This window comes from Terriglobus sp., assembly GCF_965201105.1.
Taxonomy (GTDB): domain Bacteria; phylum Acidobacteriota; class Terriglobia; order Terriglobales; family Acidobacteriaceae; genus Terriglobus.
The window spans coordinates 238,278-249,755 of record NZ_OZ241741.1; the positions used below are offsets into that span (position 1 = coordinate 238,278).

The following is an 11,478-nucleotide window of genomic DNA, read 5'->3' on the forward strand; positions in this document are numbered from 1 at the left end:
ACGGGGCCGCCCGAAGAGCGTTCACCGTGCGTACACGCATATCGTCCAGATCTTCGGTTAGGCTCTGATGTACCGATTTTATCCCCTGTGCTCAGCGCGGCAGTTTGCCCTGCCTGAGCAAACGGAGCTTCCGTGTTGCCTATCCGACCTGCCTTGCGCGCTGCCTTTGCAGCCGTCTCAATCGTTCTCGCTTCGGCGGTGTCGTTCGCGCAGGCGAACCACCTCATCATCTCGCAGGTATACGGCGGCGGCGGCAACAGCGGATCGGTGTTCACCAATGACTTCGTTGAGCTCTATAACCCAACGCCGGCTCCCGTAGACCTGAGCACCTATTCGCTGCAGTATGCCTCGGCCGCGTCTACCTCGGCGCCCTCCGGCACCCTGGTCCTGCAGGGCACGATCCAGTCCGGCAAGTATTTTCTCGTGGAGCTTGCGGCGGGCGCGGCCAACACGGGTGCGCTTCCCACGCCAGACTTTGCGCCGTCCAGCAATGCCTTCAACATGTCCGGCACCACGGGCAAAGTAATCCTGGTGAACGGCACCACCACGCTGACCACCAGTTGCCCCAACGCGGCGCAGGCCACTGACTTCGTCGGCTGGGGACCCGCAACCGGCACCACGGCGAACTGCAGCTATGGCGACAGTACGGGTGCCAATCGAGCCTCAGCCACCACAAACGGCACCAGCCTTGCCCTGAACAGCAGCAACTCGTGGACCGGCGTGAACAAGACCGACTACACCGCCGTCACGCCCAACCCCCGCAACAGCGCCTTCGGCGGCACCACCTCAACCGCGCTCTCCATCACGGGCACCGCATTCACTCCAACCGCGGTCATGCAGGGCATGTCGACCACGCTGTCGGTCGTCGTAAGCCCCGGCACCACCACGGCAAACATCGCGGTCACGGCAAATCTCAGCAGCCTCGGCGGCAGCGCCACCCAGGCACTCGCGCTCACGTCAGCCAACACCTACAGCAGCACCGTTACGGTCCCGGCCGCGACTGCGCCAAACACATACGCCATCGCCGTTCAGGCCACCAGTAGCGACCCGGCAGTTACCGGGTCGGCCAATCTCACCGTCAACGCGGCCACGGTCACCACGCCCATCGCCACGGTCCAGGCAAACCGCGCTACCTACGTCGGCAACACAATCCAGGTGCAGGGTGTGGTCACGCTGATCACCGCAAATGGCTACTACCTGCAAACACCCAGCAGCACGCCCGGCAGCACGGGTGACGAGGGCATCTACGTATACACGGGCAGCGCGGCAAAGCCTGCCGCCGTGGCCGTCGGCAACCTCCTTACCGTAACGGGAACGCTGACGCAGTTTCCTCTGCCAACCGTCAGCCACACGCCCTCGCTTGAGGTCACCAGCGCCTCGGTTACGTCCAACGGCACCTCGGCCGTGCCCGCGCCGGTCGTTCTGCCGGCGAACTTCCCGACACCCGGCGGCGGCATCTACCAGCTCACCAGATACGAGAGCATGCTGGTCAGGGTACCCTCCCTCACCGCGGTCAGTCCCACAGACGGTTATCTGACCGAGACCACCGAGACGGTCACCTCTTCCGGCCAGTTCTACGCCGTCGCCACCGGCACCGCGCGTCCCTTCCGCGAGCCGGGCATGGACTTCCGCGACTATCCCGCAACCACCTGCCCCACTCTCACCACCTGCACCGCGACCGCAACCGCAGCCGGTGTCGCACGGCCCTCCTCCGTCGTCCTGTACGACGACAACCCAGAGCGCTTCATCGTGGAATCTTCGCTCGGCGGCGGTACAGCACTCGACGTTTCCTCTGGTGCCGTCCTCACCAACGTCACCGGCGTTATCGACTTCAGCTACAGCACCGACGTGCCCTATGGCGACCCGGCCCGCATCATCCTGCAGCCGGGCCAGGTAACATCCGCCAACTACACGCCGGGTGTCACGGTACAGCCGCTTGCGGTTCCCGGCAGCAACCAGGTCACGGTCGCCGCCTTCAACATCGAACGCTTCTTCAATCCCAGCGCTGCCGACAACAAATACTTCAACGCCGGCAGCGGCAATGTGGGTGGCAGCTCCGCGGTGAACGTAACAGCCGCCGCCTATGCCCGCCGCCTCGCCAAGCTGTCGCTCGCCGTGCGCAACGTGCTGAACACGCCCGATGTGATCGGCATGGAAGAGGTTGAGAACGTCTCCGTCCTGCGGGACATTGCAAAGCAGATCGACACGGACGCTGTTGCTGCAGGCACGCCCGCGCCCGGCTACGTGGCCTACGGCACTGACAGCACCACAACCTACACCGACGACGTGGGTGGCATCTCCGTCGGCTTCCTCGTCAAGCCCTCCACGGTAAACGTGGTTCGCTGGGAGCAGATTGGCGCGCAGACCACCTTCCAGGCGTCCACCGGCACACAAACACTGAACGACCGGCCATCGCAGGTGCTGCACGTCGGCTTCAAGCGTGCCGGCGGCGCTACTGACTATCCCATGACGCTGATCGTGAACCACCTGCGTTCACTCAGCGGCATCAACACCAGCGCCGACACCCGCCTGAAGAAGGAACTGCAGGCCGAGGCGATCGCCACCGCCATCCAGGGCTACCAGGCCGCCGGTGAGCGCGTGCTCGCCTTTGGTGACCTGAACGCCTTCGAGTTCTCTGACGGCTACACCGACACTGTGGGAACCTTTACCGGCAACGTCTCCGCCGTGGGCACAGCCGTACAGTCCGGCAAGGCCATTGTCAGCCCGGCGGCAACCGACCTGGTCACCATTCTGCCGCCCGCCGATCGCCGCTCCTATGTGGAATTCGGCAACGCGCAGGTGCTCGATCACGTGGTCGCCACCAGCAACGTCGTCAACAGCACTTCACTTGCCTACGCGCACCTGAACGCCGATTTCCCACTCACCTTGACCAACGACGCCACCACACCGGCCCGGATCAGCGATCACGACGCCGCGCTCACCTATCTGGCGGTGCCGGCACCAGTCGTCCGTGGCACGCTCACCGGCAACGGCACCTTCGGCACCACCATCACAGTTGGCAGCACCTCGTCCGGTCAGCAGTTCGTGCTCAGCAACACGGGCGAAGCTCCCATCAGCATCACCGCTGTCGCCACCACGGGCGACTTCTCGCAAAGCAACAACTGCGGTGCGGCGCTCGCAACAGGCTCCAGTTGCCAGATCAATGTCGTCTTCAAACCCACGGCAAACGGCACCCGCACCGGCACGCTTACCGTGACCAGCAACGCCAGCGGCATTGCCACCGCCACGTTGACGGGCACCGGTTTCGTACCGGCGACCTTTACGTTCACCTCCAACGGCAGCACCACTGCGGCCGCCACCGTGCAGCGTGGCTTCGCCGCACAGGTTCCGCTCACCCTCACGCCCACCAGCACGTTCGCCGGCACGGTCACGCTCAGCTGCACCGGTCTGCCGGCGAACACCTCCTGCGACTTCGGTTCCGCCGCCACGCTGAACCTGGCCGCGGGCAGCAGCGCGCAGTCCATCACACTGCTGCTGCGTACCTCCACGCTCAACACCAGCGCGCTCACGCCGCAGTCCCTGTCAGCTCCCGCACCTTCCACAAAGCTTGCTCTCGCGTTCTGCCTGCCGGGTCTCCTGCTGGCCGGCCTGGGGGCGCGCAGCCGTCGCCTCCACGGCAGCCGCCTCATGCTGCTCGGCATCTGCGCGCTCACCTTTGCGGGCGCACTTGGCTTAACGGGTTGCAGCTCACACACCGTTCCGAACACCACCAACACAACATCCGCCGCACCGGGGACCTACACCGTCAACGTGGTCGCAACGGGCGCCGCCGTCACCCAAACCGTCCCGGTCACCCTCACCATTCAGTAACCGCGCCAACCGAAGCAAGAAGGGGAGAGCCTTTCGGCTCTCCCCTTCTTGCTTTCTGTCTTCGGACAGGGCCGAAGGCCCGCCCCATACCAGCCTAGGCCGCAGGCCTAGGTGCCAGGCGCCAGGAAACCAGAGCGCTGAGTGCGCGACCCATACTGCCGCGCCCAATCCTCGCCCAGGCCACATGGAACGCACCACACATCGAACCCGGCCACCTGAACGCGCTGCATCCACCCGCTACCTGGCGCCTTACCCCACCCCGAACAAAACGGCTACGGACCCGCCCCAACGTGATCGCCCTACAGCGAAGCCCACACAATCCCCACGGACACCGCCCCCAGCAGCCAGCTCGTCCGGTCCGTAATCGCGTACACCACCGGATCCTCATGCAGCTCGCCGCGGCTGGCCAGCAGCCACACGCGGCACAGCCACAGGATCAGCACCGGCACCAGCAGCCACAGCCGTGACGGGTGCGCATACAGCACATTGGCCAGGCCACTGATGTACATGGTCAGCACCACCACGCTGGCAAATGCGCTGCTGCTGCCGAACGACCGCAGCTGCTCCAGGTCGCCCGTCCCATAACCGCGTCCGCTGGCCTTGGTTCGATTGCTGGCCACCATCAACCCAAGCTCGCTGAACCGCTTCACAAACGCCAGCGACAGAAAGAAGAAGATCGAAAACGCCGCCAGCCACGCGGACACATCGATGTCTGTCGCCGCCGACCCCGCCAGAATGCGTACCGTGTACAAGCCACTCAGCACGATCACGTCCACCAGCGCCAGCCGCTTCAGGTAGAACGAGTACGTCAGCGTGGTCACGGTGTATAGGCCAAGCCAGCCCAGGAAGCGGTAGGGCTTGGCCAGCAGTTCATGCAGACCCATGCTGCCGGGCAGCGCGTGGTACACCTGCGGCACCAGCACCGCCAGCGTGACCGCGATCACAAAGAACACCGCAACGATCGCCACGCCCGTAAAGGGCGACAGGTCGCCTGCCGCAAACGGCCGGTTGCGCTTGCGCGGATGCCGGCGGTCCGCCTCAATGTCCAACAGGTCGTTCAGGATGTACGTCGCGCTGGCGCAAAACGAAAGCGCCAGGAAAGCCAGCACCGTTGCGCCAACGACGTTTGCATTGCGATTGTGGGCCAGCAGCAGTGGCAGGAACACCAGCGTGTTTTTCGCCCACTGGTGAATGCGAATCGCTTTCAGCAGCGCGCCCAACGGGCTGCGGCGGTCCAGGAACTCGCGATGCGCCGTGACCCGGTCGCGCCGCATCGCGGAACGCAGCTTGCCGTGCGGGTTGGCGGTCATCGGCTCGTGGCTCGCCTGCAGCAGCGTGCGGTCGGGAATGGCATTGCCGATGTACGAAAAACCATCCGGGAACCGCTGCTGAAACGCCGCAAGCTTGTTTGCCCCGGCCAGATTCAGTGACCCATCCGATGCCAGCACGTCCGTGAACAGACCCACGTGGTCCGCGACCTGGCGCGCAAAGCCAATGTCCGCCGCCGTCGCCAGGTAGATCTGCCGGCCGCGCGCATGTTCCTCGCGCAAAAATGTCAACAGCGGCTGGTTGTACGGCAGGTGCTCCACATCGACCACGGCCCGGCTGGTGATCTCGCGCTTAAAGCCGGCCTTGCCCTGGCGCACCCAGGTGAACCACGACAGTGGCGACCGGGGCTGTTGCCGCGCCAGCAGCAGAATGCTGTCCACCAACGTATCGCTCTTGACCAGCGTGCCGTCCAGGTCCACGCACAACGGCACTCCCGGGACTACAGCAGGGACCGTGCTCGGCTGCTCAGCCGAGGCGGAACTTGACGGAACAGGCCCGCCGTCGCTTTCTTGCTGATCGACCAAACGTTCCTCCTTCACCCGAGCCTTGTCATTTCGACCGGAGCACCCACGGCCTCATCGTGGGTGCGGAGTGGAGAAACCTCGATCTTCCTCACAGCCGCTCAGTCCTTTCGTAACTTACCCGGATTATAAGGATGGCCGCTGCACCATACTGCACTGTATCGAGCGTAACGTTGCCGGCCGACAGAGATACGGTTCGGAGCCGGCGAAACTCTGGCGCGGCTGAAACGTACCTCTATATGATTGCGAAAGCGGTGCTGTCCGCGGCACGTGCCCGTGCGACCGCTGCCTACAACGAATCTCTGAACTAAAGGTTTGCCGCGCCCTATGCCCTCGCCCAGCGAGCACAATGATCTTTCTGCCTCTGCTGAGCATCCGGCGCTGCCGGCGCACGCATCCCCTGCCTCCACCGGTCTGGCGAACGACGCTTCACAGCATCCCGCCTCACGCCAGGGCCCGAATAACGGCACCGCTCAGGTCACCACGCCGCCGCCCCGGCGCTCCTCCTGGCTGCGCGTCATCATCATCGTTCTGGTCATTGCGGCCGCGGTGGGGTTTGTGGTCTATCGCATTCGCACCAACAAGGCTGCCGACCAGCAGCAGGCCAGCGGTGCCCGCGCCATGGCGAACCGGCCCGTTCCGGTCGCATATGACTTGGTGCAGCAGCGCCCGATTCCCATTTATCTGAACGCCCTCGGCACCGTCACCGCGTACAACACCGTCACGCTCAAAAGCCAGGTCAACGGCCAGATCACCCGGGTCAACTTCCGCGAAGGCCAGCACGTCTCAGAGGGGCAGCTCCTCATCGAAATTGACCCGCGCCCCTATCAGGCGGCGCTGGCCCAGGCGCAGGGCAACCTGACCCGCGACCAAGCCAACGCGGCCAACGCCCAGGCGCAGGCCCAGCGCTACAACCAGCTCTACGCCGCCGGGGTCGTCAGCAAGGAACAGGCGCAGGCTCAGGAATCCACCTCCGGTCAGGCGGTCGGGTCGCTCGAGTCAGACCGCGCGGCAATCCAGGCAGCGCGCGTCAACCTGGCGTTTACCCGCATCATCTCGCCCATCTCCGGTCTTGTCGGCCTGCGGCAGGTCGACATCGGCAACGTGGTCGCTGCGAACAGCTCAAGCGGCCTGGTCGTCATCACGCAGGTCGAGCCCATTGCGGTCATCTTCACGCTGCCGGAGGACCAGCTGCCCCAGGTCTTCGATCATATGAAGGGCGGCCGGCACCTGACTGTGGAAGCCTGGGATCGCAACAACGCGCAAAAGCTCGCGACCGGCCAACTGGTCACCGTGGACAACCAGATCGACACCACCACCGGCACCGCGAAGCTGAAAGCCGTCTTCGATAACCAAGATGGCGCGCTGTACCCGAACCAGTTCGTCAACGTGCGGCTCGTGCTTGAAACCCGGCAGAACGCCATTACGATTCCGGCTGCCGCGCTGCAGACCGGAACGCAGGGTTCGTTCGTCTACGTGGTGGACATGGACCACCCGGTCTCGCCGGAACAAACGCAGTCCCTGGCGAGTCAGAGCGATGCCGCCGGGCGGCGTTCACGAACCACCGGCAAGTCCGGTTCCGAGACCAACATGCCCGGCTCCGGCGACAGCGGTGCGGGTAGCCGCGGCAAAGGCGACCGCAACGGCGGGAACCCCGCCATGCGCCAGACCAGCTACCCCGTCCAGGAGCGCACCGTGGAGGTGGACCTGACCCAGGGCACCACTGTTGTCGTTCGCAGCGGCGTGCGTGCGGGCGAGCGCGTCATCACCGACGGCGAAGAAAAGCTGACAAGCAGCAGCAAGGTCATCCCGCGTCCGGCGCAGCATGTTGAGAATCAGCAATCTGGCAGCTCGGCTTCTCTCGGCATGTCCAATGCGTCGGTCGGACCGGGGCAGGGCAGCGGCGCCACCCGGCTCGGCTCGCAAACAGGAACGCCCAACTCGAATGGCGGCTCGACCAACGCCAACGGCCAGGGTGGTCAGTCCAACCAGCAGGGAACCACAAGCGGCGCACCCCACCAGTAAGTCTCAGCCAGTCCATCTCCCGGTTCGTATCGAGGTGAGGGTGTATCGCATGATGGAGCAAACGCCGGTTCTTCCAGCAACGGCTTTGAGGCTCGGAGGTAACGGACGGAGCAGCGGCCTTGAGGCCGCTCATCACCCGAACGGAGCGTGTCACTTTGTCATTTCGACCGGAGCATGCGCGTTCTTTGCGCATGCGGAGCGGAGAAACCTGCATTTCTGCTGGCACTATGCAGGCAAGCATCGGTTCTAACCAAGAGGTCTACGCAGCATGAGCCCATCACGCCCGTTCATTCTTCGGCCAGTCGCCACGGCGCTGCTCATGGTGGCGATTCTGCTTGCCGGCACCGTCGCGTACTTCCAGCTGCCGGTCTCCGCCCTGCCACAGGTCGACTATCCGACCATCCAGGTGCAAACCTTTTACCCGGGTGCCAGCCCCGACGTGATGGCCTCGGCCGTAACCGGCCCGCTCGAGCGCCAGTTCGGCGAGATCCCGGGCCTCACCCAGATGACCTCCACCTCGTCCGGTGGCGGCTCCATCATCACACTCCAGTTCAACCTTTCCGAATCGATCGACGTCGCGCAACAGGACGTGCAGGCCGCCATCAACGCGGCCAACAGCTACCTGCCGAAAGACCTTCCGAACCCGCCCATCTACAACAAGGTCAATCCGGCCGACGCTCCGATTCTCACGTTAGCGCTTACGTCCGACACCCTTCCGCTGACCAGGGTTGAGGACCTCGCCGACACCGTCCTTGCGCAAAAGATTTCCCAAATGTCCGGCGTCGGCCTTGTCTCCATAGCCGGCGGCCAGAAACCCGGCGTGCGCATCCAGGCCAACCCAACCGCGCTTGCCGGCCAGGGCCTGTCGCTTGAAGACATGCGCTCGGCCCTGGCCAGCGCCAACGTCGACCAGGCCAAGGGCAACCTGAACGGCGCGCACCAGAGCTACATCATTGGCGCCAACGACCAGCTGCTCGCCGCCAAGGATTACAACAACACCATCATTGCCTACCGCAACGGCTCACCGGTTTACCTGCGTGACGTGGCAAACGCCGTTGACGGCGCCGAAAATGCCTTCCAGGCAGCCTGGATGGGCCGCGCCTCGGAAAACGGCGAACCTCCCGAAATCCACCCCGCCGTCATCGTTAACATCCAGCGCCAGCCCGGCGCCAACATCATCGGCGTCGTCGACAGCATCCAGGCTCTGTTGCCGCGGCTGCAGGCCACACTGCCCGGTTCCGTCAAGCTCCAGGTCCTGACCGATCGCACCAACACCATCCGCGCCAGCGTCAAGGACGTGCAGTTCGAGCTGATGCTGACCATCGGCCTGGTCATCCTGGTCATCTTCCTGTTCCTGCGCTCCTGGCGCGCCACCATCATTCCGTCGGTCGCCGTGCCGCTCTCCATCGTCGGCACCTTTGGCGTCATGTATCTGCTGGGCTACTCGCTCAACAACCTGTCGCTCATGGCCCTCACCATCTCCACCGGCTTCGTCGTCGACGACGCCATTGTGATGGTCGAAAACATCGATCGCTACCTGGAGGAGGGCCACTCGCCGCTCGAAGCCGCGCTCATGGGCTCCGAGCAGATCGGCTTCACCATCCTCTCGCTGACCATTTCGCTCATTGCGGTGCTCATCCCGCTGCTCTTCATGGGCGACATCGTTGGCCGCCTCTTCCGCGAGTTTGCCGTCACGCTGTCCGTCACCATCCTGGTTTCAGCCGTGGTCTCACTCACGCTTACGCCCATGATGGCGGCCAAGCTGCTGCGCCATACGCCTGATAGCCAAAAGGGCCGGTTCTACAAGCGCAGCGAAGATTTCTTCAACTGGGTCATCGCCAAATACGCCGTCGGCGTGCGATTCGTGCTTCGCCACCAGACCCTCACCCTTCTGGTCACGGCCGCTACCTTTGCGCTCACCTTCTTCCTCTACGCCGTCGTGCAAAAAGGCTTCTTCCCGGTGCAGGACACGGGCGAACTGCTCGCCATTACCGACGCCGCCCAGGACACCAGCTTCAGCGCAATGGGTCAGAAGCAGCAGGCGCTCGCCTACCAGATCCTGCAGGACCCTGACGTGGCGTCCATCAGCTCTTTTATCGGAATCGACGCAACGAACAGCACGCTCAACTCCGGCCGCATCCAGATCGACCTGAAGGACAAGGAAGAGCGAAAGACCGACGCCGTGGGTGTCATCCGCCGCCTGCAGCCCAGGCTTAGCCAGGTCGCGGGAATTCAGGCCTATCTGCAGCCGCTGCAGGACCTTACGGTCGAGAACCGGACCGCGCGCACGCAATACCAGTACTCGGTCGAAGACGCCAACTTAGATGAGCTGGTGCACTACTCCAACATCATCCTGCAGAAGTTCAAATCGCTGCCCGCGCTCGCCGACGTCGCCACCGACCAGACCACCGATGGACTCCAGGCAAGTCTCATCATCGACCGCGACACCGCCTCCCGGCTCGGCATCACGCCGCAGAACATTGACGACACGCTCTACGACGCCTTTGGCCAGCGCCAGGTGTCGACCATGTTCACCCAGCAGAATCAGTACCACGTCATTCTTGAGGTCGCGCCCAGGTTCCAGCGCAATCCCACCGCGCTCGACAACATCTACGTCAAGAGCAGCAACGGCACTCAGGTGCCGCTCAGCACCTTCACCCACTTTGAACAAACAGACACCACGCTGGCCATTTCGCACCAGGGCCAGTTTCCATCGGTGAACCTGTCGTTCAATCTCGCGCCCGGCTATGCCATCGGCGACGCCGTTAAACAGGTCCGCGCGGCGGAAAAACAGCTCAACCTGCCGCTCAGCGTAAACGCCGGCTTCCAGGGCACGGCCGCCTCGTTTGAGGCGTCGCTCAGCAACGAACCTCTACTCATCCTCGCCGCGCTCATCACGGTGTACATCGTGCTGGGCGTGCTGTATGAAAGCTACATCCACCCCATCACCATCCTGTCCACGCTGCCGTCGGCCGGCGTCGGCGCGATCCTCGCCCTGCAAATCACCGGCACAGACCTGAGCGTCATCGCCCTGATCGGCATCATCCTGCTGATCGGCATTGTGAAGAAAAACGCCATCATGATGATCGATTTCGCGCTGGAAGCCGAGCGTGAGCAGGGCAAGTCGCCCGAGGAATCCATTTACCAGGCCTGCCTCCTGCGCTTCCGTCCCATCATGATGACCACCATGGCCGCGCTGCTGGGCGGCGTTCCTCTGGCGCTGGGCAGCGGCACCGGCTCGGAACTGCGCCGCCCACTCGGCATCACCATCGTCGGCGGACTCATCGTTTCCCAGATCCTGACCCTGTTCACCACGCCTGTCGTCTACCTGTTCTTCGACCGCATCGGCCGCCGCTACTTCGGCACCGAAAAAGCAGACCAGGAGTTCAAGCAGCACGCCCACGAAACCGAACCGCAGTACGCCAGCGGCGACTAATCTACTTCTGAAAGGAGCCCGCCATGACCGTCGAACTCGAACACCCCTACGAGCAAGTGGCCGAACAAATCATGTACGCCACCGGTGCCGGATCAATCGAAGCCGTCATACAGCGTGCGCTTGATGCGACGTTTGAAACCTTGACCGATGAGCAGAGAAACGAAGGCCTGCGCGGCATGCTGCAGGCCGGATTGGATAATGGTGTCGCAGAAGGAAATCCGCTGAAAAGGATGATCGAGGAACTGAGGGCACAAATCGCCGCAGAGAAAGCGGCATAGTGGGTGTGTTCACCTTCTCCCCGCGTGCGGAGACAGACATCGAAGTACTTCGGCGACG

Annotated in this window: 5 protein-coding genes; 4 read left to right on the plus strand and 1 reads right to left on the minus strand. The window is 63.7% G+C overall.

What is annotated here, in order from left to right; all coding sequences use genetic code 11:
- Positions 1-135 precede the first annotated feature (135 nt).
- Positions 136-3,831, plus strand: coding sequence for a choice-of-anchor D domain-containing protein (locus ACOFKT_RS01000; protein WP_419805588.1), 3,696 nt, complete (start codon positions 136-138; stop codon positions 3,829-3,831).
- 299 nt (positions 3,832-4,130) lie between these two features.
- Here ACOFKT_RS01000 and ACOFKT_RS01005 read toward each other — a convergent pair whose 3' ends face one another.
- Complete coding sequence (locus ACOFKT_RS01005; RefSeq protein ID WP_419805589.1) at positions 4,131-5,684, minus strand: UbiA family prenyltransferase; 1,554 nt, start codon at positions 5,682-5,684, stop codon at positions 4,131-4,133.
- 312 nt (positions 5,685-5,996) lie between these two features.
- On the opposite strand from ACOFKT_RS01005, the gene ACOFKT_RS01010 reads away from it, so the two are divergent.
- From ACOFKT_RS01010 to ACOFKT_RS01020, 3 genes are all read left to right on the plus strand, one after another.
- Positions 5,997-7,706: an efflux RND transporter periplasmic adaptor subunit gene (locus ACOFKT_RS01010; protein ID WP_419805590.1), complete on the plus strand. Its 1,710-nt coding sequence runs from the start codon at positions 5,997-5,999 to the stop codon at positions 7,704-7,706.
- A 268-nt stretch (positions 7,707-7,974) separates the two neighbouring features.
- Positions 7,975-11,142: a multidrug efflux RND transporter permease subunit gene (locus ACOFKT_RS01015; protein ID WP_419805591.1), complete on the plus strand. Its 3,168-nt coding sequence runs from the start codon at positions 7,975-7,977 to the stop codon at positions 11,140-11,142.
- Between the two features lie 23 nt (positions 11,143-11,165).
- Positions 11,166-11,420 carry a hypothetical protein gene (locus ACOFKT_RS01020; RefSeq protein WP_419805592.1) on the plus strand — a complete coding sequence of 85 codons (255 nt, stop codon included), beginning with the start codon at positions 11,166-11,168 and terminating at the stop codon, positions 11,418-11,420.
- Positions 11,421-11,478 lie beyond the last annotated feature (58 nt).